The sequence below is a fragment of the Pyruvatibacter sp. HU-CL02332 genome, from assembly GCF_040362765.1.
Classification (GTDB): domain Bacteria; phylum Pseudomonadota; class Alphaproteobacteria; order CGMCC-115125; family CGMCC-115125; genus Pyruvatibacter.
The window spans coordinates 1,847,008-1,868,288 of sequence record NZ_BAABWK010000001.1; the positions used below are offsets into that span (position 1 = coordinate 1,847,008).

At 58.7% G+C, this 21,281-nt stretch carries 25 protein-coding genes; 9 read left to right on the forward strand and 16 right to left on the reverse strand.

All coding sequences use genetic code 11. The features are described 5' to 3' along the window. Positions 1-22: 22 nt before the first annotated feature. A complete protein-coding gene (locus tag ABXH05_RS08780) occupies positions 23-1,060 on the reverse strand; it encodes a hypothetical protein (RefSeq protein ID WP_353560676.1) in 1,038 nt (345 codons plus the stop codon). A gap of 29 nt (positions 1,061-1,089) precedes the next feature. After that, on the reverse strand, positions 1,090-1,701 hold the full coding sequence (locus ABXH05_RS08785) for a glutathione S-transferase family protein (protein WP_353560677.1): 612 nt from the start codon (positions 1,699-1,701) through the stop codon (positions 1,090-1,092). 113 nt (positions 1,702-1,814) lie between these two features. Here ABXH05_RS08785 and ABXH05_RS08790 point away from each other — a divergent pair, with 113 nt between their 5' ends. Then, entirely contained in the window at positions 1,815-2,597 is a 783-nt protein-coding gene (locus ABXH05_RS08790) for an SDR family NAD(P)-dependent oxidoreductase (protein WP_353560678.1), read from the forward strand. On the opposite strand, the gene ABXH05_RS08795 is transcribed toward ABXH05_RS08790, so the two are convergent. Further along, a complete protein-coding gene (locus ABXH05_RS08795) occupies positions 2,594-3,313 on the reverse strand; it encodes an enoyl-CoA hydratase/isomerase family protein (protein WP_353560679.1) in 720 nt (239 codons plus the stop codon). The two genes, ABXH05_RS08790 and ABXH05_RS08795, sit on opposite strands and share 4 nt — an antisense overlap. Positions 3,314-3,458: 145 nt before the next feature. On the opposite strand from ABXH05_RS08795, the gene ABXH05_RS08800 reads away from it, so the two are divergent. After that, a complete protein-coding gene (locus ABXH05_RS08800) occupies positions 3,459-4,925 on the forward strand; it encodes a M20 family peptidase (RefSeq protein WP_353560680.1) in 1,467 nt (488 codons plus the stop codon). Positions 4,926-4,964: 39 nt separating this feature from the next. On the opposite strand, the gene ABXH05_RS08805 is transcribed toward ABXH05_RS08800, so the two are convergent. Together ABXH05_RS08805 and ABXH05_RS08810 are read right to left on the reverse strand one after the other, a co-directional pair. Continuing rightward, the gene (locus tag ABXH05_RS08805) at positions 4,965-5,201 is read right to left on the reverse strand and encodes a hypothetical protein (protein ID WP_353560681.1); all 237 of its coding nucleotides are present in this window, start codon (positions 5,199-5,201) and stop codon (positions 4,965-4,967) included. Next, positions 5,198-7,489, reverse strand: coding sequence for a molybdopterin-containing oxidoreductase family protein (locus ABXH05_RS08810; protein WP_353560682.1), 2,292 nt, complete (start codon positions 7,487-7,489; stop codon positions 5,198-5,200). Before ABXH05_RS08810 ends, ABXH05_RS08805 begins: the two co-directional genes overlap by 4 nt. Before the next feature lie 141 nt (positions 7,490-7,630). Between ABXH05_RS08810 and ABXH05_RS08815 the strand changes: the two genes are divergently transcribed. The 3 genes from ABXH05_RS08815 to ABXH05_RS08825 all read left to right on the forward strand — a co-directional run bounded on the left by ABXH05_RS08815 (position 7,631) and on the right by ABXH05_RS08825 (position 9,909). Further along, positions 7,631-8,125: a winged helix-turn-helix transcriptional regulator gene (locus ABXH05_RS08815; RefSeq protein ID WP_353560683.1), complete on the forward strand. Its 495-nt coding sequence runs from the start codon at positions 7,631-7,633 to the stop codon at positions 8,123-8,125. 135 nt (positions 8,126-8,260) lie between these two features. Further along, complete coding sequence (locus tag ABXH05_RS08820) at positions 8,261-9,097, forward strand: SDR family oxidoreductase (RefSeq protein ID WP_353560684.1); 837 nt, start codon at positions 8,261-8,263, stop codon at positions 9,095-9,097. 26 nt (positions 9,098-9,123) lie between these two features. Continuing rightward, entirely contained in the window at positions 9,124-9,909 is a 786-nt protein-coding gene (locus ABXH05_RS08825) for an SDR family oxidoreductase (RefSeq protein WP_348136810.1), read from the forward strand. A gap of 4 nt (positions 9,910-9,913) precedes the next feature. Here ABXH05_RS08825 and ABXH05_RS08830 read toward each other — a convergent pair whose 3' ends face one another. Next, positions 9,914-10,378, reverse strand: coding sequence for a hypothetical protein (locus ABXH05_RS08830; protein WP_353560685.1), 465 nt, complete (start codon positions 10,376-10,378; stop codon positions 9,914-9,916). A gap of 86 nt (positions 10,379-10,464) precedes the next feature. Here ABXH05_RS08830 and ABXH05_RS08835 point away from each other — a divergent pair, with 86 nt between their 5' ends. Further along, positions 10,465-10,914: a MarR family winged helix-turn-helix transcriptional regulator gene (locus tag ABXH05_RS08835; protein WP_353560686.1), complete on the forward strand. Its 450-nt coding sequence runs from the start codon at positions 10,465-10,467 to the stop codon at positions 10,912-10,914. Positions 10,915-10,931: 17 nt separating this feature from the next. Here the strand turns inward: ABXH05_RS08835 and ABXH05_RS08840 are convergent, their stop codons facing one another. From ABXH05_RS08840 to ABXH05_RS08850, 3 genes are all read right to left on the reverse strand, one after another. Continuing rightward, the gene (locus ABXH05_RS08840; protein WP_502947725.1) at positions 10,932-11,504 is read right to left on the reverse strand and encodes an MOSC domain-containing protein; all 573 of its coding nucleotides are present in this window, start codon (positions 11,502-11,504) and stop codon (positions 10,932-10,934) included. A 77-nt stretch (positions 11,505-11,581) separates the two neighbouring features. Then, positions 11,582-12,997, reverse strand: coding sequence for a DUF1254 domain-containing protein (locus ABXH05_RS08845; RefSeq protein ID WP_353560687.1), 1,416 nt, complete (start codon positions 12,995-12,997; stop codon positions 11,582-11,584). Between the two features lie 3 nt (positions 12,998-13,000). After that, positions 13,001-13,840, reverse strand: coding sequence for a sterol desaturase family protein (locus ABXH05_RS08850; RefSeq protein WP_353560688.1), 840 nt, complete (start codon positions 13,838-13,840; stop codon positions 13,001-13,003). Between the two features lie 94 nt (positions 13,841-13,934). On the opposite strand from ABXH05_RS08850, the gene ABXH05_RS08855 reads away from it, so the two are divergent. Further along, positions 13,935-14,624 carry a Crp/Fnr family transcriptional regulator gene (locus ABXH05_RS08855; RefSeq protein ID WP_353560689.1) on the forward strand — a complete coding sequence of 230 codons (690 nt, stop codon included), beginning with the start codon at positions 13,935-13,937 and terminating at the stop codon, positions 14,622-14,624. Between the two features lie 91 nt (positions 14,625-14,715). Here ABXH05_RS08855 and ABXH05_RS08860 read toward each other — a convergent pair whose 3' ends face one another. Both ABXH05_RS08860 and ABXH05_RS08865 read right to left on the reverse strand, forming a co-directional pair. Then, entirely contained in the window at positions 14,716-15,396 is a 681-nt protein-coding gene (locus ABXH05_RS08860) for a hypothetical protein (RefSeq protein ID WP_353560690.1), read from the reverse strand. Continuing rightward, positions 15,393-16,043, reverse strand: coding sequence for a DUF2306 domain-containing protein (locus tag ABXH05_RS08865; protein WP_353560691.1), 651 nt, complete (start codon positions 16,041-16,043; stop codon positions 15,393-15,395). The genes ABXH05_RS08860 and ABXH05_RS08865 overlap by 4 nt, the downstream gene beginning before the upstream one ends. Positions 16,044-16,145: 102 nt before the next feature. Here ABXH05_RS08865 and ABXH05_RS08870 point away from each other — a divergent pair, with 102 nt between their 5' ends. After that, entirely contained in the window at positions 16,146-17,048 is a 903-nt protein-coding gene (locus ABXH05_RS08870; RefSeq protein WP_353560692.1) for a LysR family transcriptional regulator, read from the forward strand. A gap of 30 nt (positions 17,049-17,078) precedes the next feature. Here the strand turns inward: ABXH05_RS08870 and ABXH05_RS08875 are convergent, their stop codons facing one another. Genes ABXH05_RS08875 through ABXH05_RS08885 form a run of 3 tightly spaced genes read right to left on the reverse strand, consistent with a single transcriptional unit; the run spans position 17,079 to position 19,467 of the window. Next, positions 17,079-18,071: a CmcJ/NvfI family oxidoreductase gene (locus ABXH05_RS08875; RefSeq protein WP_353560693.1), complete on the reverse strand. Its 993-nt coding sequence runs from the start codon at positions 18,069-18,071 to the stop codon at positions 17,079-17,081. A gap of 43 nt (positions 18,072-18,114) precedes the next feature. After that, the gene (locus tag ABXH05_RS08880; protein WP_353560694.1) at positions 18,115-18,720 is read right to left on the reverse strand and encodes a 2-hydroxychromene-2-carboxylate isomerase; all 606 of its coding nucleotides are present in this window, start codon (positions 18,718-18,720) and stop codon (positions 18,115-18,117) included. Between the two features lie 12 nt (positions 18,721-18,732). Then, complete coding sequence (locus ABXH05_RS08885) at positions 18,733-19,467, reverse strand: SDR family oxidoreductase (RefSeq protein ID WP_353560695.1); 735 nt, start codon at positions 19,465-19,467, stop codon at positions 18,733-18,735. Between the two features lie 123 nt (positions 19,468-19,590). Between ABXH05_RS08885 and ABXH05_RS08890 the strand changes: the two genes are divergently transcribed. Further along, on the forward strand, positions 19,591-20,085 hold the full coding sequence (locus ABXH05_RS08890) for a winged helix-turn-helix transcriptional regulator (protein ID WP_353560696.1): 495 nt from the start codon (positions 19,591-19,593) through the stop codon (positions 20,083-20,085). A gap of 53 nt (positions 20,086-20,138) precedes the next feature. Here the strand turns inward: ABXH05_RS08890 and ABXH05_RS08895 are convergent, their stop codons facing one another. Together ABXH05_RS08895 and ABXH05_RS08900 are read right to left on the reverse strand one after the other, a co-directional pair. After that, positions 20,139-20,483, reverse strand: coding sequence for a VHL beta domain-containing protein (locus tag ABXH05_RS08895; protein WP_353560697.1), 345 nt, complete (start codon positions 20,481-20,483; stop codon positions 20,139-20,141). Positions 20,484-20,626: 143 nt separating this feature from the next. Continuing rightward, on the reverse strand, positions 20,627-21,235 hold the full coding sequence (locus ABXH05_RS08900) for a TetR/AcrR family transcriptional regulator (protein WP_353560698.1): 609 nt from the start codon (positions 21,233-21,235) through the stop codon (positions 20,627-20,629). Positions 21,236-21,281 lie beyond the last annotated feature (46 nt).

Sequence of the window (21,281 nt, forward strand, 5' to 3'; positions counted from 1 at the left end):
TGCGGGTTAGGGGTATTTGAGATCACGTGATGTCTCGAATTGTCCACAACAGGCTATCGCCGTTATGGGTGACATCAACCTCCTTGCGAATGCGATAGGAACTAAGCGCGCCACGCCACAGCTCAATCCATGGTGCCAGTAACGCTTCGCGCGCGGCGTCATCAAGACCGCGCATAATGCGCAGCCCACTCTGGCGGAGTTTGGCCGTGGTTCGCGGGGACATCGGCTCAAGCACGCAGGTATCGCCCATGCCGGTGAACATGGTTGCGAGAAACTGCGCAGCGTCTGCAGCGTCGCCATCATGCCCGTCCACCATGGTCGCAAGTCGCTGATAGGTCTGCAGGCCGATCAGTCTGGCCGCGCGGGTGGAGAGGGCGCGTGCTTCCTCAGCACCAATCACCGACACCAGCGCCAGCATACCATTGCGAATGTATTCCATGGCGTAGTTGCGGTTGGCCTTCGCAAGGCGTTCTTCTGACCATTGAGAGTCCGGCGGGACCGGCTGATCCTCGGCCTTGTAAGGCGGCGGCGTTTCGTCCGGTGCAAACTGAAGCCGCTCATCCTCCGTCAGGTCATGGTCGAATTCACGGAAATAGCCGCACAACCCGAATTGCCCGGTCATGTCTTCAGACACGCACACAAATCCCAGACGCGGGTTACCAAGCGATATGCCGTTCTGGGCGTACCAGCCGCGCAGGAAGCCACGACTTGCTTCTACAGGAATGCCGCAGATGGCAGCGCCATCATACATCCAGCGTGGATAGCGGAAGCGCACCCAGGCCTTGGTATCGCTCTGCGCCATATACTCGACGCTGACCCCGCCCATGGAATTGGACAGCACGTGATACTTCGCGCTGGCGACCGCAGGGGGGAGGTCGGACAGGCCCAGTTTCTCAAAGCTGGAGAGAAACTTTTCCTCATGCTGTCGGCGAAACAGACGGAACATCCAGTCGCCAACAATGTCCGGCCCCTTGGTCGAGGCGACCATGAGCTGCAGCCCCAGAAAATACTGGTGGTGCATCACGGCCTGAGCCTCGATGGCCTTGTTTGGATCAGCCATGCGTGTCCTCGTGTGGCAAAGGCCGCCGCTTATTGCTCGTTGATGGCTTTGTCGAAGGCCGGTCGTGCGGCAATGCGGGCCACATAGGCTTTGAGGTTGGGCATGTCATCCGTGACGCAACCCATACGATTGGCCATGAAGATGGAGTGGCCAAGCATGATGTCGGCGCCGGAGAAATTGCCGATGAGATACTCACGGCCTTCAAGCGCCTCTTCGACCGGTGCGAGAGATTTCGTCAGCAGACGTTGTGCCTGCCCCAGCACGGTCGCGTCCCTGCGGTCTTCCGGCAGGAGCAGCGTATGCACCACGATCGTGTTGATCGGGGGCATCACCATACCTTCGCAATAGTGGAACCACTGAAGATATTCCGGGTACATGGCGTCCGCGACGGCAGGCTTCAGGCCGCCATTCTTGTGGCGCTCCAGAACGTACTCAACGATGGCGCCGGATTCGTAGATCGAGATGTCGCCATCATCGAGAACCGGGATGCGACCCAGCGGGTGGCGGGCGCGGTGTTCATCCGATTTCAGATCCTTGGGGTGAAAGGCCATCTTGTTGAGTTCATAGGGCAGCTCGAGTTCTTCCAGCAGCCACATGATGCGGCCGGCGCGGGAGTTGGGGGCAAAGTGAAGCGTAAGCATGAGGCGTTTCCTGATCGTTTGTTGTTTCACCCAAAGTGTCACCCGCGCGCTTTTGTTGATCAAGGGGCGCAAGTGCCTATTGTGGAGGCGAAAAAACAAACACAGGAAACGTCATGATCCCCTATCAGCCCTTGAACCGCTCCATCGCGGGCCGTACAGCCATTGTCACCGGCGCTGCCAGCGGTATGGGCCGCGCGACAGCCCATCTGTTTGCCCGCGAAGGGGCAAACGTCGCCGTCACAGACCTCAAGCAGGAGGCATGTGACGCCGTCGTGGCTGAGATCGAAGATGCGGGCTTCAAGACCGCCAAGGCATGGGAGCTGGATGTCGGTGATCCCGACGCCATCAAGCGTGTGGCCGCCGCAACGGCTGAGACTTTTGGCGGCATCGACATTGTGGTGAACAATGCAGGTCTCGCGCGCCCGGTGCCCCTTGGTGAAGATGGATACGACGACAGCTGGGATTTGAGCCTGAACGTGATGCTGACGTCGCATCAACGCATGGTGCAGGCGGCCCTGCCGCATCTGCGCAAATCTGATGCGGCTCGCATCGTCAATGTCGCCTCGACGGAAGGGCTGGGCGCAACCTCCATGAACTCAGCCTATGTCGCCGCCAAGACCGGCGTCATCGGCCTGACGCGCGCCATGGCGGTGGAGTTCGGCAAGGAAGGCATCACAGCCAACTGCATTTGTCCCGGCCCGATCATTACCGGCATCACGTCTGGCATCTCGGACGAGCACAAAGAGATTTTCTCCAAGCGCCGCACGGCCTTGCGCCGCTACGGCATTCCGGAGGAAGTCGCCAACATCACTTTGTCAGTTGTGCTGCCTGCAGCGAGTTACCTGACGGGCGTTGTCATTCCCGTCGACGGTGGCCTCACCATCCGCAACGCCTAGCCGAACTGCTCTGCGTTCTTCAGCATGTGGGCGGCCCCATGGGGCAGGTTGAGGACGGAGTTTTCGCCAAACAGCCGTTGCTTCTGGTCGCCAAATAATTCCCGGTTGGCGGCCAGGGAGGCGGATTGTTCCGCGATCTGTAGTGCGAGCGCTGGAATGTCTTCTAACGCTGCTGTGTGCTGAACAACCCCTGCGGCCTTGCCGTCGGGGCCACCCCAGCGGCGCGAGAACTGCACGGTTTCATAGAAGGCACTGCCGGACAGTTTGTGCCTGAACAGCGCCAGCTCTGCGGACGGGATGCGAAAGCCGATGGCCATTTCATTAGCGCACATGAAACCGCGATCCTCGCGCATGATGCGGATGTCGTGGCACAGGGCGACCATGAAGCCCGCGCCAAAGGCATGACCATTGATGGCGCAGATCGTGGGCACTGGCAGGGTGATGAAGCGGCCCATGAGGGCCATGAACTCGAGCCCGAACGCATCCGCGTCGCCGCCTTCCGGGTGGGCGGCGGGGTCCTGGCGCCACTCAAGATCAAGCCCGTTGGAAAAGAACTTTGTGTCGGTTGACCGCGTCACAAGTGCGGCCGGACCAGTGGACGCCTCCACCTCATCAAGTGCCTTGTCGATGTCGCGCACAAACGTCGTGTTCCAGCGGTTTTCGCCCGCATCCATGGTGAGGGTGAAAACGTCATTCTCGCGGGTAAGGGATATCATGTGCGTGGGCTCCATCAATAAACTGATGGGTAGGTTCTAAAGCAAAACGGACCCTGTGGCCAAGGAGAGCGCCAAATTGGTTTTGTCCTGTCCGGTCAGTTGCTAGGGTGCCCGCCACTCGTTGCTGAAAATCGGAATAAAAACAATGAAACGTGTTCTTCTTGGCGTGGTCGCCGTGCTTGTCTTGCTGGTGGCTGTGGTTCTCATCCGAACCTTCATGTACACCCCGCCCGCCCTGGAGCAACGCGAGATTGTCACTCACAGCCCTGACCGGGATGTGTTGGCGCAACGCCTGTCCCAAGCCTTGCAGTTCAAGACCATCTCACGGCAAGACCCGCAGCCAGGCGACCGTCAGGCATTCGATGCGTTCATCGCCTGGTTTGAACAGACCTACCCCGCAGCCCATGCGGCAATGGACCGGACGCTCATTGCAGAGCAAACCATCCTGATGAGGTGGGAAGGCAAGGACACCAGCGTCAAGCCGGTATTGCTGACGGCTCATTATGATGTGGTTCCAGTTATTCCCGGTACGGAAGATTTGTGGAAGCAGGACCCGTTCGCGGGCGTCATTGAAGACGGCTATGTATGGGGCCGCGGCGCACTCGACAATAAGGGCGGCGTCATTGCCATGATGGAAGCCGCAACGCTGCTGCTAGAGCGCGGGTTCCAGCCGGAACGCACGGTCTATTTCAGCTTTGGTCACGACGAAGAGATCGGTGGCGGCACAGGTGCTGCCGGTGTGGTTGACTATCTGCAGGCAGAAGGTGTGCAGCTTGCGTGGTCTGTGGATGAAGGCTCCTTCGTGCTGGATGGCATCATCCCCGGGCTTGATCAGAAGGTCGCCATGATCAACGTGGCCGAGAAAGGCTATGTCACCCTTGATCTTGTCGCCACGGCGCAAGGCGGCCACTCCTCCATGCCGCCGCAGGAGTCAGCGGTGACGCTTCTGGCTGATGCGATCGTCAAGCTGAAGAACGCGCCGGTGCCCGGTGGCCTTGAAGGCATCAGCGGTGAAGCCTACGGCACGCTGGCGCGCCACATGCCCTTCACCCAGCGCATGGCCTTTGCCAATCAGTGGCTCTTTGGCGGCATGATCGAAGACATGCTGACGGGTCTGCCCGCGGGCAACGCCATGCTGCGGACAACAACAGCACCCACCATGCTCTCCGCCAGCATCAAGGAGAACGTGTTGCCCATCAACGCAATCGCGACGGTGAATTTCCGTTTGCATCCGCGCGATACAGTTGAGTCAGTGGTGGCGCATGTAGAGCAGGCAGTGGGGCCGGACATTGAAGTGCGCCGCCGTCCGCGCGGTGGCAACGCGTCGCCGGTTGCCAGCACGTCAGCTGAGGGGTTTGCCTCACTGGCCAGTGCCTCGCGCGATGTTCTTGGCGACGTTATCATTGCACCCGGTTTGACCGTCGCCGGCACGGACAGCAAGCACTACGTGAAGGTGGCCGACGATGCCTATCGCTTCAATCCCTTCATAGTGGGGTCCGAGGACATCGTCACCATTCATGGCACCAATGAACGCATCTCCATCGACAATCTGGTGCTGGGCACGGACTATTTCACCCAGCTGCTCATAACCACAAAAGCGCCCGGCGAATAGGCCGGACGCTTTTGCATTGAACATCGGTTGGAGGGACGGCTACGCGATCTCGCCGCGCTGATAGCGATCCAGTTCGTCTGGATCAAACCCCTCGTCATTGTCGATGAGCGGGTCCCGCATGAAGTCATCTTCCGGCGCAACCGTTGTCGCGCGCACAATGAGCTTGCGGCACATCCTGTCGATGAAGGTCTGATTGCGCGAGCTGCGCGCCGCCATCCACATCATCAAACGGGCACTGCGTTCCTTCTTGCGGATATCCTTGTCGCTAAGGCTCATTCTGCGGGCTCCATGACAGGACGTGTGACTTCGGCGGGTTTCGATGCAGGTGCCTCTGCCACAAGCGGCACGACCCGGCACGGGATGCCCTTGATGTGCGGGATGCCCTGTTCGCGGTCGAGGAAGTCCGCATCATCACGGCACAGCTGCGAGTCGCCGTAATCCAGGGCACCACTCAAATGGCCTGAGCCCTGCTGCATTTCCGGTTTCCACCACCCATGGGGTACGCGCACAAGGTCATCCGGCATCGCGTCCTTGATCGCCAGCTTGGCCTTGATCTTCCCCAGCTGGTTTTCAACGGTCACCCATTCGCCCTCGGTAACGCCTGCCGTTTTGGCGGTCTTTTCATTGAGATAGATTTCCGGCTCGGGATGGCGCGCACGCATCTCCGGGATGTGCCGGTGACCGGTCTGGAAGAACCCGTCTTCGCGGACGCCGGTGAACATCATCAGAGGGTAGTTTTCATCCTTGGGCGGGTCTTCGCGGAAGTAGGGCAGGGGATCAAAACCGAGGTCTTCCAGAATGGATGACTTGAGTTCCACCTTGCCGCTTGGTGTCGCAAAGCCGTTCTTTTCATAGGTACGGAAGGCGGGCTTTTTGAAGTGCACTTCCGTTTTGACAAGCTCGTCCCATGTCATGCCTGTTCGGGCGACGCGGTAGTCGTAAAAATCTTCCAGTGTGTCCCAGGGCACAAGCTCGGAACGGTCGAGCGCGCCGGCAATACCTTTCCAGAACTCGAACGTGCTGCGGCATTCACCGGGAGGGTCCATGGCCTTTTCAGAGAAGCGCACAGTGGACATCCAGCCGAACATGTCGTGCAGCCACGGGCGCTCGAGCCAGCTATCCGCGGGCAGCACATAGTCTGCCAGTTGGGCAGAGGGCGTCATGAACTGCTCATGGGCGACGATGAGATCCTGATTCATCATCGCTTTTTCGATGAGCGGCATATTGGCGTAACTCAGCAGGGGGTTGTTGCCCAGGAAGAAGAACGCCTTCACCGGATAGTCGCCTTCGCCCGCCATCGCCTTGAACGTCTCGGACGGTGTGGCCATGTGGCAGCCCATCACGAGGTTGGCGTATTCCTGTCCATAGACGCGCTTGGTTGGCTCGCGGAACGGGAGTTGGCCGCGATAGGTGAAGGCCGGGTGATCCTTGGAACCCAGCTGCTTCATCTTCTGCTCGTCCGAAAGCACTTCGTGCATTTCAATTTCGGATTCATTGATGATGTCCGGGTTGAACCCCTGCAGCAGCTCACCGCCGGGCACATCTACATTGCCGCAGATTGACCGCAGAATGGTCTGTAGGCGAATGCCGGACGTGCTGTTGCGCTGCATGTCCGTGATTGGAGTCCAGGGAATGACCGCCGGACCGCTGGTGGCATAGACCCGGGCCGCTTCCGCAATCATTTCAGGATCACAGCCGGTCAGCTTCGCAACGCGCTCCAGCGGAAACTCGTCCACGCGCTTCTTCAGGTCTTCAAAGCCGATGGTCCAGTTCTTGACGAACTCCTTGTCATACAGCTCTTCGTCGATGATGACCTTGAGCCAGCCGAACATCATGGCCGCGTCACTGCCGACTTTGAGCGGCAGCCAGATGTCCGCGCGCTCAGCACTGGAGCTGCGGCGCGGATCCATGACGATGAGCTTCGCGCCTTTTGCCTGTGCGCCGCGGATGGAGTTGTAGAGCGGCGTCCAGCTGTGCCGGCGCGGGTTATGGCCCATCAGCACAATGCACTTGGTGTTGCCGAAATCGCCGAACGGGAACCACCCGTAGGTAAAGCGATTGACGGCCGCCGTGTTGCCTGCACACAGCGCCACGCCGCTGATCCAGTTGGGTGAGCCCACATGGTTCATGATGCGGCGGCCAAGGCCATGGTCTGTTGATGTGTTCCACTGGCTCGTGGAGACGGCCCAGGCTTCCGGCCCGTGATCGGCGATGACCTTCTTGAGGCGTGTCCCGATATCACTGAGCGCGTCTTCCCATGACACCTGTTCCCATTCGCCCGAGCCACGTTCGCCGACGCGCTTCATGGGGTGTAGAATACGGTTGGGGTGCGCAAGACCCTTGGGGGCAATGATGCCCTTCATGCAGATGTTGTCGCGGAAGATGGGGTTGTCTGACGAGCGCACCTTGGTGACCCGGCCCTTCTGCACTTCACCAACCACCGTGCAGGCGATGTCGCAGGCAGCGCAGATCAGTTTCTTTGTGGTTATGCCCTCTTTGACAGGCCGCTCTGTGTACTTTGCGTTGGCAATGTCTTCAGGGTTGAAGGGGGCTGCTGCTGGCATGATGACGATCCAATGCTGTGACGGATGAGTCCACAATTTGGGTTAAGTTAGTCCAATAACTGGACTAAGTCGAGTCTTGATGCTATGCAGAAATTGAAAACATAATTTGTGGCGCGCCCCCTGCGCGTCTGGAGACCGACAATGAGATGGGAAGACCTCCCCGAGCAGCAATGTTCCATGGCCCGCACATCAGTTGTGCTCGGTGACCGGTGGACACTTGTCATTCTAAGTGATGTCTTTTTGGGCGTGCGCCGGTTCGATGATTTTCAAAAGCGCCTGGGCATTTCCCGCACCACTCTCGCAAATCGCCTGAAACTGCTTGAGGAGCACGGCGTGCTTACCCAGCGCCAGTATCAGGACAAGCCACCACGATCTGAGTATCGCCTGACCGAAAAAGGCGTTGGCCTCTACCCCGCCATCATCGCGCTGCTGGACTGGGGTGACGAGCACTATTCAGACGCAGCAGGCCCGCCAATCCTGCGCCGTCACAAGACCTGCGGCCATGATTTCCGCGGCGTCATGCATTGCAGCGAGTGCGGTGAGGCCGTCAGCCCGCGCGACGTCGAGGCGCGAAAGCGCGAGGCCGATGAACGCTTTCCGGAAGTCAAACGCGGGCCTTTTACATACGCATCGTGACCTTGGCGTCCTGGGTCATCCAACGCCTTCCATTGTTTCAGCACTGATTCCCCTACGTCAGGCTTGACGGGTTTGGCGGACTCTCGCCTGCGTGTCAGTCTTCCCGGCAAAACACGCTGTGGGAGGCGACTTGTTGTGACAAATCATGTGGAAAACAAGGTCATTGTGGTGACCGGCGCAGGTGGCGGCTTTGGCCGCCTGGTGGCGCAAAAGGCGTCGGCACTCGGCGCGAAGATCGTCTGTGCCGACATTGATGAAGCCGCGCTCGCTGAAACGGTGAAGCAGGTGACCGATGCAGGCGGTAGCGCCACCGGCATTACCACCAATGTGGCAGACCTCGAGCAGATGCGCGCCATGGCGAAGCACGCCGTGGACACATACGGCGCCATCGACGTGATGATCAACAATGCGGGTACTATGCCGCTGGCCTTTTTCGCTGATCATGCAGCGGCAGCTGAGCAATGGTCGCGCTGCATCGACGTCAACATCAAGGGCGTGCTCAACGGCGTGTCGGCTGTTTACGACCAGATGATGGCGCAGGGCCGTGGCCATGTGATCAACTTGTCGTCGATCTACGGCAATTTTCCTGTGCTTGGCTCCGGCGTCTATCAGGCCACCAAGACGGCAGTGAATTACCTGTCTGAATCTCTGCGCGTCGAAGCACAGGGCAAGATCAAGGTCACCATCATCAAGCCAACGGGCGTGCCAGGCACAGCCCTTGGGACGGGCGTCGTCAATCCTGACGCTGTCGTCGGCATTCTCGGCCAGAACGCGCTGAGCTATGGCGAGACCATGGGGCAATACGCTGAAGGCCAGTTGTCACCCGCGCAAGCTGACCCGGACAGTGCCGAATATGCGGTACTGGATCCCGGCTATATCGCTGATGCCATCGTGATGGTCATCGACCAGCCCTGGGGCGTGTCTCTGGGGGACGTCACCATCCGCGCCACGGGCGACGGCTACATACTCTAAGAACACTCCGTACAGGGAACAAAATCATGCAGATAGACAGCACAACAGCTGCCGTTGTGACCGGCGGCGCATCGGGATTGGGCAAGGCCAGCGCGCAGGCATTGGGTGATGCGGGCGTCAAGGTCGCGATCTTTGATCTTAACGAAGAGGCCGGTGAGGCCATGGCCAAATCCATTGGCGGCATCTTCTGCAAGGTCGATGTGACTGACGAGGAAAGCGTGGTTGCCGGATTTGAAAAAGCCCGCGCCGCCCATGGTCAGGAACGCATCTGTGTCCACTGCGCCATGACCTCAAAGGGCGGCAAGAAGACCGTCGGGCGCAACCGGGAAACCGGTGAGTTCATGCGTTTTCCAACCGAAGACTATGCCTACTCCATCAATGGCATTCTTGTGGCCAGCTATCGGGTGGCATCTCTGTCGGCCCTGGGCATGGCGTCGCTCGAGCCCAATGAAGATGGAGAACGCGGCGTCATCACGCTGACGGCGTCTGTTGCCGCACAGGACGCGCAGATGGGCCAGGTCGGCTACGGCTCCGGCAAGGCTGGCGTGAATGGCCTGGTGTTGCCCATGGCCCGCGATATGATGGATCTGGGCATTCGCGTGAACTCGATCATGCCCGGCATCTTCGCCACACCACCCATGCAGGCCGCGCCGCCGAAAGTGTTGCAGGGCCTGTCAGCGTCAGTGCCGTTCCCAAAACGTCTGGGCAACCCGCCGGAGTTTGCCAGCTTCGTAATGGAGCTGGTCCGAAACACATACTTCAATGGACAGGCCATCCGCCTGGACGGCGGCATTCGCATGCCCCCGCGCTAGCGCCTTAGCCTGACGCCAGCAGGACAACAATTGCTGCGCCCGCGAGGGCAAACTGGGCAGCATCCATCAAGAAGATGAACCGCATTGGGCCGGACAACACGGGCCAGTAGCGCTCGCCCTGTCGCTCGCCATTTCTCAGAATGGGTACGTTGCCCAGAAACTGAGAAAAGTGAGCCGCCGCAATCGCGAGTAGCACAACGACCCGCTCAGTGGCAGACGTGAAGTGCGGACCGCCAGCAATGAGCAAGGCGAACAGACAAAGGCAGAGCAGCGCAAAGGCGCCGTTAAATCCACCCAGAAACCGAATGCCCGCTGCCATGGAGTCAAACACCGGTGATGACCGTGCCGAGCGCGGGACCATTACCTTCGCCGCTGCATATTGCTGGAAACCAAAATACCGCAGCGCTGCAGAGAACCAGAGCAGGCTGGCCAGAAGGGCTGTTCCGTAGATCAGATCAACAAACATCATTTACCTCGCCTGACCGCCTTGCAGCCAGCGCGCCTATCTGAAAAATTAGTCCAAGTTTGGCTCATTAGTAATCCAAGGTTGGACTATTGTCAAAAACAAAGCGTTCCGGCGGTGACCCTCGTGTTTTCTTTCTCCTCCAGCAGGCCAATGCCTCCCTGTTTCGTGCAGCGGACGCCCTCATTCGCGAACGCGAGGGCATTTTGACAGCACATCAGGTGATCCTCTTCGCACTTGATGCTGACGATGGCCTCACAATGTCTGACCTTGCGACAAGGGTTGGTATGTCGCGAACACGACTGACCAATCTTCTAGACACTCTGGAAGAAAAGAATCTTGTGCGCCGTGCCCAGTCTGAAGCGGACGGACGCGTATTCAATGTCATGATCGAAAAGTCAGGCCGCGACCTTATCGGGCGCAGCAGGTCGCAGGTCAGAGACATGAATGAGAAATTGCTGGAACCGTTTGACAAAGCCGAACGTGAAACAATCGGCGCATTCCTAACTCATGTTGTCAGAACGTCGAAGTCGCTGGCCTAGCGGTCCAGCGGGAATGCTTAGACCCGCTCCAGCGGCGCGTGCGGAACAGGTGGCAGCGAGACGTCGATGCTATCGCCGGGCCGAACAACGCCGCCGAGAACAACGACACCCATAACACCTGCTTTTCGGATGAGATGCCCGTCTGCGTTCTTGTAGGCAACGCGCTTGAGCAGTCCCGGCCGGAAGGCTTCGATCTGCTGGCAGGGGTTGCGCAGGCCGGTGAGGCTGACAAGGGCCGTTGCGCCGATCTTCAGCGTCGTGCCGGTTGGCAATGACAGAAGGTCGATGCCGCGCGTGGTGATGTTTTCGCCAAGGTCGCCGGCCTTGATGTCAAAGTCAGGCTGAAGCTCATCGAAAAGCTCCGCATGCATGAGATGCACTTGTCTGAGATTAGGCTGGGTCGGGTCTGCTGCGACACGGGAGCGATGCCTGACCTGCGCGCCCTTGTGGCAGTCGCCGGCAACGCCCAGCCCGGCCACAAGCTCTATCTCGTCTGCGGCCTGTTTGCTGAAGGCATGGTCCAGACTGATATGGACGCCAAGGACGCTGGCTGGTGCGGTCATGGTCATGATGGCGATTTGATCGCACATGGAGTGACGCGCCGCAAATCAGATCAGCCATGCGCAGCACCGAAAGATCTAACTCTCGTGCTGCGCATGGCCTGTTTCTAGGAAGAGGTGTCGCGGGTCAGTGGGGGAGGCGTCCAGTCGCCGCCCAGCACATCGTCACCCGGCCAGTAGATGCGTAGCAGGGTCTTGAAGTTGCCTTTGGGTGTTGGCACCCAGTTGGCTCCATCTTCCGGCGCTGCGCGTGACAGAACAATATCGACACTGCCCTCTTCATTGGTCACAGGTTTGTGCTGGCTGCCCAGGGAGTACCGGTTGTGCTCATTGGCTTCCAGATATCCCTCCTGGTCATACAAAGTGACCGACCAGAAGGCGGATGTGGGCGGCAGATCGTCAGCTTCAAAGTGAAGTCGATAAATGCTGTTGCCATTGAGCGGCTCACCATCAGCATCAAGCTGCGACACGGCGTAGACCGCATCTTCCACGAGATTGGCGCCAAGGCCCCACATGGCCCAGTAAGCACGACGTCCATAGTCGGTGCCCCAGGTTCCCATGCGCTCCACATTGAAGATCCATGAGCCGTCCTGCTTGGTGCCTTCATAGAACGCTTTGACATAGGCCGCCTGTTTGGCGGCAGCGCCGCTGGCCAGGGTTTCCTGTACCTGCGGGTCCAGATCTTCAAACGAGATGTCGGCATCTGGTGTCATGCCGATGGAGGCAAGCAGAGCAACCATGTCTGCATCATCAGCCGGTGAAGCATTGTCGGCCCAGACATCCAGAAAACCATCGAAGTAGGCGTTCGCCGGCATCCTCAGAGAATAGGGAATGGGCTTGCCGACTTTGGTGGCCTCATAGGCGGGAACATAATCGGCAAACGGATCATCGCCACCCTGAGCCTGTGCATATGTCATCAGCACATAGGCATCTTGCAGCTTGCCGACGGCTGCTGCGTCCTGCGGGGAGTCCGCCTGAATACGGCCCGTGATCCAGACCATGTTGGTGGGGCTGACGACTTTCTCATATCCCTCCGGCACGTCACCGCTCCAGGCCTGGTTCACCAGAAAGTATTTCTGGGCATCCTGACCTGTGGTGCGTGAGCCAATGCTCTTGAACGTATTGGTCCAGGCATCGATGAGCGGCATCACATAGTAGCGATCCCCCATGTCCGGAATTTCAAACACAACCGGACCCTTGCTGAGGTCAACCCAGCCCACGCTGTAAAGCGTATTGCGGTTGCCCAGAACCACGGCACGGTTCTGAGGCTGAGCAAGACGTTTGAAGTGGATGAAGTGATTGGGAACAGACCGTTCGCGGAATGGCACCGTGAACATCACGTCCTGGCTCTTCTTCATCACCACCAAAGGGTAGGCGTAGTCAAAGATGGTCTCAGCCTGTGCCTGGGTCAAAGGCTGCGACGTCGCAGGTGGCTCGGTTGCCTGTGCGGCGGGCGCTGCCAGGAAGCTGACCAGAAGCAGACGCGTTGCGTGGCCGGTAAGCCGTTGGCGAAAAGTGCGCATGGTCTAGTTCTCCACCACAGGTGTTGAGGTTACAGGCACCGGGGAAGGCGTGGTGCTGATGATGGGCCACAGCAGCTGTTCTGCGATGCTTGTGTCCGGCAGGTTTTCGACGCCGATTTCTTCCGGGTACTGACGGGTGATCTTGGCAGTGCCGAACAGCACGTCCCAGAAGAACAGCAGATTGCCGAAATTACCCTTGTAGTTGGTGACACCATCCGCGGCGTGTTTGCCGTGGTGGGCGCTGTGCGTGGCAGGTGTGGAGATGGTCCGCTCGACCACCCACATGACAGGCGACAGCCAGCTGATCTTGTAGAGCGGGGCATCCCAGCGAACGTCGGAGTGAGCGCCATAAATGACCGTCATCTTGATGACGATGTACACCGCATAGACCCAGCCGCCGCCCATGAAGATGAGCGCGCCGGAGAGCCACAGACCCGGCATCAGCAGGTAGTAGAAGAGATTGTTCCGGTACACGATGCGGATCGACATGTATGGCGCATTGTGGTGCGGCCGATGCAGCTTGTAGAGCGCAGGCACCGAGTGAGACAGCCGGTGCCACCAGTACTGGGTCATGTCGTCAAAGACGATGAACAGCGCGAAAACAGCCAGAAACGGCCAGTCCTTGAGAACACCTGCCGCATCCGGCGCGATGAAAGCTGCCACCACGGCGCCGCCTGCCAGCACAAATGGCTGGGTAAAGGCGGACAGCACACCCGTGGACACGATCTCCACGATCGCGTCACCACGATTTTGTCCCGGCTTCTTGAAGAAGCTGGTGAAAAGGATTTCGAGAAGCACAAATCCGATAAGCACTGCGAAGATAACGGCGATTTCCGGCTGCATGGCGGGTCTCCCTAGCCTGGTTCTTGTGACCTTGACCCATTGGGTAGCACCGGCGATTGCCAACAAATGTTAAGTATTTTACATTTGAAAAATCATGCGCGACCTCCTGCAGTTCAACACCCGCCCGTTCATGGACATGCTGACGCCGGCCATCGCTGATCGCGTGCGGGCCGAGGCGACAATTTCCAGATTTACCAACGGACAGTTGATCCAAAGCCGCGGTGACACGAGGGCAGGCCTCTCCATCATCAAATCCGGTGCCGGACAGATGGGCGTCTTTGGCGAAGACGGTACATTCGTGATGATGTCGGTATTGGGGCCCGGTCAGACTTTCGGTGAAGTCACTTTGTTCACGGACATTCCCCGCACGCAGGATTTCGTCGCCATTGGCCCGACAGAAATCTATCAGCTGCCCGCCGCTCGTTTCCGGGCCCTGTGTGAGGATGAGCCGGGTCTGCTTGAAACCCTGCTGTCCATCACGCTGGCCCGCTCGCACTTTCTGCTGGACGTCCTGGATTCAATCCGCCGCCTGCCTCTGCGCGAGCGGGTGGCAAAGACCTTGTATTCAATGGACCTGACAGCGGGCCAGCACGGACATATCCAATGCCGACAGGAGGATCTCGCCGACATGATCGGCATCTCCCGCGTCTCCCTCAGCAAGGCGCTGAAAGACCTCACGGCACTCGGCCTCATCAAGCTGGGCTATGGCAGCATTTCTTTCCCGGACGTCGAGAAATTCCGCGACTGGGTCGCGCGTCACTGCAACGTGGCGATTGTCTCGTAGTGTCAAAGAGGCATCTCATGTAAGAGCCGAATTGGAAGCGCGTGCCCGTTCTCGCGCCACTTCATCAGGCCCTGGGTTCCGCCGGTGGTCCCTATCTGGATATCGCGTCCATCAGGATAAAAAAGAGCGGTACGGGTGCCACAGCCAGCGCAACGCTGACAACAAACTGTCGAAACGGCATCAGTCGACCAAGACCGACAGTGAGCGCGATCCCGCCACCACCGCCTAGGACGACATTGCCGGGAGTATTGATCAAAACAGCAAGGGTCAGGCCGCGGAAAGCCATGGCCCGCGCGATCCAGTGTGACAGTCCAAACCGCCAGCCGACACGGCTGCGGCAGCTTCCGCCCACCTTGGGGGTGTTGCCATAGGCAACAAGGGCCTCAGCAGCGTGTGCAAGGCCCATTCGCCGCAGGAACGCACCTGCGGCCGAGTCCGGTATCTGCCTCCCAACAAAGAAAGACAGGCATAGGGCCGCCACGGTTGACAGGTACACGGGGGCCGCCAGATCAGCGCCGAAGAAGACCAGCAGCATCAGCCCAATTTCGGCACCAGGCACGAACGGGCACGCCAGAAGTGCCACGTAGATCAAAAGGATCGAGATGAGAAGGGGTAGCGCAAGTCCATCGCGCGCCAGACCCGGAAAATCCAGGGCAGATGCCACATGGCCGGCCAGCCCTTGTCCGCCAACGGCCAGAGCAAAGCACACAGCGCCAGCAAGCAGGGCAATCTTGACGTTGCCAGCGGTCAGCGTTTCAGTCAGACGGCTCATGCGTGCACCGGACGGAAGGTGCGTGCTGTGCGGATAAGAAATTCTGCGAGCAGCAGATTCAACGCCCATGCGAGGACCATCATGACGTCGCGCGCGGGTCCCACAAGATCTGTCCCAACAACTATTGCCCAGCCGATACCAAGAACAGTCTGGGTGGAAGCGCCCTGACCAATCGCATAGGCGCGAAGCATGGCCGCGCTGTGCCCACTCACATTGCGTGACCTGACTGCGATAACGGCCCAGATGATCAGGCCGACCATCCACACGCTGAGAAAAATGCGGGTCCAGTAGAGCAGCAGACCCTGAAGTTCAGCAGGGAACATGAAGGCATGAGTCATCCAAAGTCCGGTGGCGGCGCTGACGCATCCAGCCGCAGCAACCACCCGGCCCGCCACGCGATGTATCTCTGGATGGTGCCGCCGCACGCTTGGCACGAATTGCAACGCCCCCACGAGGCAGAACACAAAACTGCTCAATATGTGCAGCACGACTGGCAGGGGTGCAGCGAGGGCGCGCGGGTTGTCCGGCATGATGGCCAGCAAGCCAGCCAGATCAGCGATGCGCACCAGACCGCCAAATGTCGGTACAAAGGAATAGACAAGAATAAAGGCAAGCAGGGTCCATTCGCGTGTGGTGATGGTCTTCATGGCGCTCTCGAGTCATGGCGTGTTTACAGGTGGAGAGCGGTATATCCATGCGCAGACAAATGTTGCATTGCCGAAATTTGTCCATCTGCTATACGCCAGTATATGAACTGGCAGGCAATATCCTTCGATTGGAACCAGATACGGGCTTTTCTGGCGACCGCCGAAGAGGGCTCCTTCAGTGGTGCTGCACGGGCCCTGAAAACCACGCAGCCCACAATCGGTCGGCAGATCTCCGCCCTTGAGGACACGCTGGGGGTCACGCTCGTCGAACGCAGTGTGCGGGGGCTAACCCTCACGGAGGCGGGCCGCGACCTGATGGACCATGTCAGGGCCATGGGCGAGGCGGCGACGCTGATATCCATGGCGGCAGACGGCCAGTCGCAGCAGGTGACCGGCGATGTGACCATTACCGCGACGGATCTGCTTGGCGTGACCATCATGCCCGAGCTTCTCATGCCACTACGCGATATCGCTCCGGGGATCAGGATCCGTATTGCCGCGTCCAGTGACATCCAGAACCTGACGAAGCGGGATGCGGACATCGCAGTACGGCACGTTCGACCTGACCAGCCCGACCTGATTGCCCGCCATGTAGGTGACTTTCGAGCAACGCTTTATGCATCAAGCGCCTATCTCGATAGAGCGGGGCGCCCAACCTCGCTGCGGGATGTGGCTGAGCACACCTTTGTCAGTGCTCTTGAAACCGACGCGATGCTGGCAACGCTGCGCGATCAGGGGTTGCCGTTCCAAGCAGAAAACTTTGTGATGGCAAGTGACAGCGGTGCGGTTGTTTGGGAGATGGTGAAAGCAGGCTATGGCATGTCCATGCTCCCAGAAACTATGTGCGACCCCGAGCCGGGGATTGAGAAGGTATTCCCGACCCTGACCCCAATCGTGTTTCCAGTCTGGTTGGTGACGCACCGTGAACTCCGCACGAACCGGCGTATCAGGGTTGTGTTCGATTTGCTTGCCCGCGGACTGGCGGCGAGGCTGCTGGTGTCCTGAGGCTGGATGTCATTTTAGTCAGTATACGGTTTAAGTATCGTAAATCACGATGCAGCGGACCTCGATGCTCCAGCGGTCCGGCGCGTCGGCGGCGGTATCATCATCATGAAACGCCGTGTGGAAACTGAACGTGCATGGGGCGTCCGGATCGCTGCCGTCACCGGACTGTCCTTTGGTTTGTGCCAGCGGCCCGGCTGAATCCCATTGCTTGATGAGCAGCGCTTCATCTCGGGTCATCTGCGGGAAGTAGTACATGCGGTGGGCGTCAGACGCCTTGGCAAAATAGTTCTCGCCGATGCGGTCCTCGTAGTGGATTTCAAACACCACCAGATCATCCGGTGCCACCGTCTGGCTGTCGCACAGGGCCAGCGGGTGTGTCGCCACGGGCTCTGCCAGAATATTGCGCCAGACATTTATGATGGCAAACCGACCGCCGGGGGCGATCGCCTTTTCAACGTCGGCGTCTGACAGCAGGGTCTCACCGGATTTGAGCACGTCGCGCAATGTGTCATTGATGCCGGGGGTCTGACCCAGCTGCCTGAGACGGTCCGGCGCGGAGGTCAGTGTGTAGTCGCCGTGAATAATGTGCGCAGGCTCCTGCACGTTCTGCCCACCGACGACAGCCTTGCCGCCTTTGTGCCCACCGGCAGAGCGCACATTGTGATCAAAGGCCAAAGCCCGGGCGCCCGTGGCGGAGCGCACGATCTCCTCACACTCCGCATAGTAGCGGGTGAGCACATCGCGATGATCCATGAAGTCCAGATCAGGCGTCGCCAGAGGGCGGTCCAGCAGTTCAAAGCCATTGCGCTCACAAGTGAACGTACCGGGATTGGCAAAGCGGGCGTTGTGGACGGTGAGCATATGCTTGTCGACATCAACTCCGGTTGAACTTGCCGTATTGCCGTCCGTGGCACGCTGCATGAGTACCTTGCCGTTGCGGTAAAGCGATGACTCGGCAGTGGGCTTCAGATAATTGAAGCGGCCACGCGTCGTCGGCGCAGGCTCATATGCGTGCTGGCTCATCTGCTGTGCTCCTGTCCATGGGCCTAATCTCGGGGGCGCTAAGTTACGACGCCATGATTTCCTCTTCCATCTGGCCGAGGCGTTCCTTGCCGAAGAACATCTCGTTGCCGACATAGAAGGTGGGAATGCCGAAGCAGCCACGGTCCACTGCGGCAGACGTATTGTCCACAAGCTTTTGCTTCACGGTCGGGTCTTGTGTCCGTGCCAGCAGATCTGCGCCATCAAAACCGGCCTTGGTCATCACTTCCGCGTAGACCTCCGGGTCATCCATTTTGAGGCCCTCTTCCCACATATGAGCGACGCCTGCATCGACATAGTCCATGAGCCGGCCATCCGTATCAGCTGCAATGGCGCCGCGCATCAGCAGCAGTGTGTTGACAGGGAAGTGGGGGTTCATGGCGAACTTGGAGAGATTGTGCTTCTTGATAAAGCGCTGCATCTCCAGAGCGTCATAATCCAGTTTTCCCTTGATGCCATTGAACGCCATCATTGGCGCCTGGTTGCCGGTCGCCTTGAAGATGCCGCCCAGCAGGCACGGGATGTAGTTGAATGTTGCACCTGTTCGCGCGGCAATCTCCGGCAGCACCTTGTGGCACAGATAGGCATTCGGGCTGGCGAAATCGAAAATGAAATCTACGGTTTTGGTCATCTGTTCTTGTCCTTACCAGGTTTCTTTCCACGGACGCATATCCAGCTCATGGGTCCATGCGGTGCGTTCCTGTTTGTGCAGCATCACATAGTTCTGGGCGATGTGGTCAGGGTTGAGAATGGCATCTTCGTCGCGCAGCTGGTCCACATTGGGAAACTGCTCGCGGATAAAATTCGAGTCGATGGCACCATCGAGGATGGTGTGGGCCACATGGATGTTCTTGGGTCCCAGCTCCCGGGCCATGCTCTGGGCGAGGGCGCGAAGAGCATGTTTGGCACCTGCAAAGGCTGAAAGCGTCTCGCGCCCCCGGAAGCTTGCGGTCGCGCCTGTAAAAATGATTGTCCCGCGTTCGCGCTCCATCATGCGTTTGGCGACTTCGCGCCCCATCAGGAAACCGGCAAAACAGGCCATCTCCCACACCTTGCGGTATACCCGCGCAGTGGTGTCAGCAATCGGGAAGCGCACATTTGCACCGATGTTGAAGACGGCAACCTCAATCGGGCCGACGTCCTTTTCGATGCGATCAACAAGGGCAACCATCTGGTCTTCGTCGCGGGCATCGGCAGGCATGGCAATGGCTTCATGCCCTTCGTCGCGGATGCTTTGTGCCAGTGCCTCAAGCGCCTCCGCATGACGATCACGACGCACCACGCAGGAGACCATACCTTCGCGGGCAAACGCCCGGGCAATGGCGCTGCCGGTGTCGTCTCCGGCACCTATTACGAGACAGGATTGCTTGTCGGCCATGTCGTTTCCTCTCGCCTGCTGAGGGGCGCAGGTCATTTGGTTGTTTTTCCATACTAAATATGCTTAGTTGCAAATAACAACTCTTTTCTGCGAGACAAGTGTTTCCAAGATCTGGAAAATCCGATGACCCACAAACACACTCACACCTGCGCCATTGCCGGCATGTTGAATATCTTTGGTGATCACTGGACTTGGCTCGTCGTGCGCGAAGCGTTTTACGGCGCGACGCGGTTCAAGGATTTTCAGCGCAACACCGGCATTTCAAGGAACCTTCTGGCCGACCGCCTGTCAGTGCTGGTGGATGAAGGTATTTTCAAGAAGATCGACATCGGCACGCAGGGCACGCGCTTTGCCTATGAACTGACCGACAAGGGCCAGTCGCTTCAGCCTGTTCTGGCGGCCATGACCCTGTGGGGTAATGAGCACGTCTTTGGTGCGGGCAACGAGCCTGTTGTGATGGTGGATCAAAAGACCGGCCAGCGCGTAGAATCCCTGCAACCGGTCAACGCCAGGGGACGAAAAGTCCTGCCAGAAAATGTCGTCGCGATGCCCGGGCCGGGGGCCAGCAAGGCGACGATACGCAGGCTTGAAGAAGCAGCCGCACTGGATGGCAGCTGATCGCCAGGAGTGTGTCGGCCCGGCGCAGGACGCCGGACCGACAGACAGAGTGCTTAGCGGACGACAACGTCCAGATTGCTGTCGACAACGAAGATCGCGTCGCAATATCCCAGATTGTTTTCCAGCACCCAGACATGACCCTGATACGTCATCTGAACAAAACGGGCGCCTGCTGCGATTGTTTTGTAGAATTTCCGTTTGCCCTGTTGGTCAATCCAATACAAGTCCGTGGTTCTGTTGGTTGGCGTGTTCACCACCACAAGCTGCCGCGCATTGCTGGAACTTGAGGACTTGAGGCCCGCTGTGTTGCAAAGGGGTGCAGCAGCTGCCGGCACGGTGATGGCCGCTGATGCAGCAAGGAGACCTGCGAGCACAAGCGCGCGTTTGAGAATAGCCATTGAGTTTCTTCCATTTTTGATTCTGCCAAACCGGCAATTTGATACCAAACCACTTCGGCCGCATCAGGTCACGCTGCAATTTGTGGGTGTGCTGATATTTTTTGCTACCAGCTTGCAAGGCCCATTGCGCGCGGGAATTTCCGCTAGTTCTGGGCGCCGCGTAGATGCTGTTTCAGCACGGTCAACAGCATATCGGCATAGCTGAACAAAACGTCAGTATTCGGAGCAGTACGCGCATAAGACCAAAGGCCCTGAACCGAAATTGTGGTGAAACCGGCAAGAGCCGAGATCTCATCGTCACTGAGCAGGCGATGAGACGCATTCTCATGATTGAACACTTTGGTGAAGCCGGCCGTCAGACGTCTGTTATGTGCTTCAAGCCTCTCTCGGGTCTCCGTGTCGTCTGGATCAAGCTGCGCGAGGGTGTTCGCGACCAGGCAGCCAAGGATTGGTTGATCTGAGTCCGCCACAGAGCGGAGCTGCATCTCTATGTAATTTCGGATGTCTTCCAGCCCGGCACCATCCGCCTCCACCCGCCCGAACGCAGGTGTGACATACAGCTCCTGGTAGCGATCCAGGCAGGCGTGGAACAGCGCCTGCTTACCTGAAAAATCACTGTAGATGCTGCCGCGACTGACCCCCGTCTCGCGCACGAGATCGCCCATGGAAATGACGTGATAGCCGGTCTTCCAGAACTGGGTGAGGGCACTGTCGACCAGGGTGGTGCGCGAATGGGACTTGGCTCGGGGCATGTTATCTGTTGTAGTGGAACGATCATTCCAATACAACCACTTCTGT

Excerpts from the sequence above, each read along its gene's own strand:
- ABXH05_RS08780 (WP_353560676.1), bottom strand. The coding sequence starts at position 1,060 with ATGGCTGATCCAAACAAGGCCATCGAGGCTCAGGCCGTGATGCACCAC.
- ABXH05_RS08785 (WP_353560677.1), bottom strand. The coding sequence starts at position 1,701 with ATGCTTACGCTTCACTTTGCCCCCAACTCCCGCGCCGGCCGCATCATG.
- ABXH05_RS08790 (WP_353560678.1), top strand. The coding sequence starts at position 1,815 with ATGATCCCCTATCAGCCCTTGAACCGCTCCATCGCGGGCCGTACAGCC.
- ABXH05_RS08795 (WP_353560679.1), bottom strand. The coding sequence starts at position 3,313 with ATGATATCCCTTACCCGCGAGAATGACGTTTTCACCCTCACCATGGAT.
- ABXH05_RS08800 (WP_353560680.1), top strand. The coding sequence starts at position 3,459 with ATGAAACGTGTTCTTCTTGGCGTGGTCGCCGTGCTTGTCTTGCTGGTG.
- ABXH05_RS08805 (WP_353560681.1), bottom strand. The coding sequence starts at position 5,201 with ATGAGCCTTAGCGACAAGGATATCCGCAAGAAGGAACGCAGTGCCCGT.
- ABXH05_RS08810 (WP_353560682.1), bottom strand. The coding sequence starts at position 7,489 with ATGCCAGCAGCAGCCCCCTTCAACCCTGAAGACATTGCCAACGCAAAG.
- ABXH05_RS08815 (WP_353560683.1), top strand. The coding sequence starts at position 7,631 with ATGAGATGGGAAGACCTCCCCGAGCAGCAATGTTCCATGGCCCGCACA.
- ABXH05_RS08825 (WP_348136810.1), top strand. The coding sequence starts at position 9,124 with ATGCAGATAGACAGCACAACAGCTGCCGTTGTGACCGGCGGCGCATCG.
- ABXH05_RS08830 (WP_353560685.1), bottom strand. The coding sequence starts at position 10,378 with ATGATGTTTGTTGATCTGATCTACGGAACAGCCCTTCTGGCCAGCCTG.
- ABXH05_RS08840 (WP_502947725.1), bottom strand. The coding sequence starts at position 11,504 with ATGTGCGATCAAATCGCCATCATGACCATGACCGCACCAGCCAGCGTC.
- ABXH05_RS08845 (WP_353560687.1), bottom strand. The coding sequence starts at position 12,997 with ATGCGCACTTTTCGCCAACGGCTTACCGGCCACGCAACGCGTCTGCTT.
- ABXH05_RS08850 (WP_353560688.1), bottom strand. The coding sequence starts at position 13,840 with ATGCAGCCGGAAATCGCCGTTATCTTCGCAGTGCTTATCGGATTTGTG.
- ABXH05_RS08855 (WP_353560689.1), top strand. The coding sequence starts at position 13,935 with ATGCGCGACCTCCTGCAGTTCAACACCCGCCCGTTCATGGACATGCTG.
- ABXH05_RS08860 (WP_353560690.1), bottom strand. The coding sequence starts at position 15,396 with ATGAGCCGTCTGACTGAAACGCTGACCGCTGGCAACGTCAAGATTGCC.
- ABXH05_RS08865 (WP_353560691.1), bottom strand. The coding sequence starts at position 16,043 with ATGAAGACCATCACCACACGCGAATGGACCCTGCTTGCCTTTATTCTT.
- ABXH05_RS08870 (WP_353560692.1), top strand. The coding sequence starts at position 16,146 with ATGAACTGGCAGGCAATATCCTTCGATTGGAACCAGATACGGGCTTTT.
- ABXH05_RS08875 (WP_353560693.1), bottom strand. The coding sequence starts at position 18,071 with ATGAGCCAGCACGCATATGAGCCTGCGCCGACGACGCGTGGCCGCTTC.
- ABXH05_RS08880 (WP_353560694.1), bottom strand. The coding sequence starts at position 18,720 with ATGACCAAAACCGTAGATTTCATTTTCGATTTCGCCAGCCCGAATGCC.
- ABXH05_RS08885 (WP_353560695.1), bottom strand. The coding sequence starts at position 19,467 with ATGGCCGACAAGCAATCCTGTCTCGTAATAGGTGCCGGAGACGACACC.
- ABXH05_RS08890 (WP_353560696.1), top strand. The coding sequence starts at position 19,591 with ATGACCCACAAACACACTCACACCTGCGCCATTGCCGGCATGTTGAAT.
- ABXH05_RS08895 (WP_353560697.1), bottom strand. The coding sequence starts at position 20,483 with ATGGCTATTCTCAAACGCGCGCTTGTGCTCGCAGGTCTCCTTGCTGCA.
- ABXH05_RS08900 (WP_353560698.1), bottom strand. The coding sequence starts at position 21,235 with ATGCCCCGAGCCAAGTCCCATTCGCGCACCACCCTGGTCGACAGTGCC.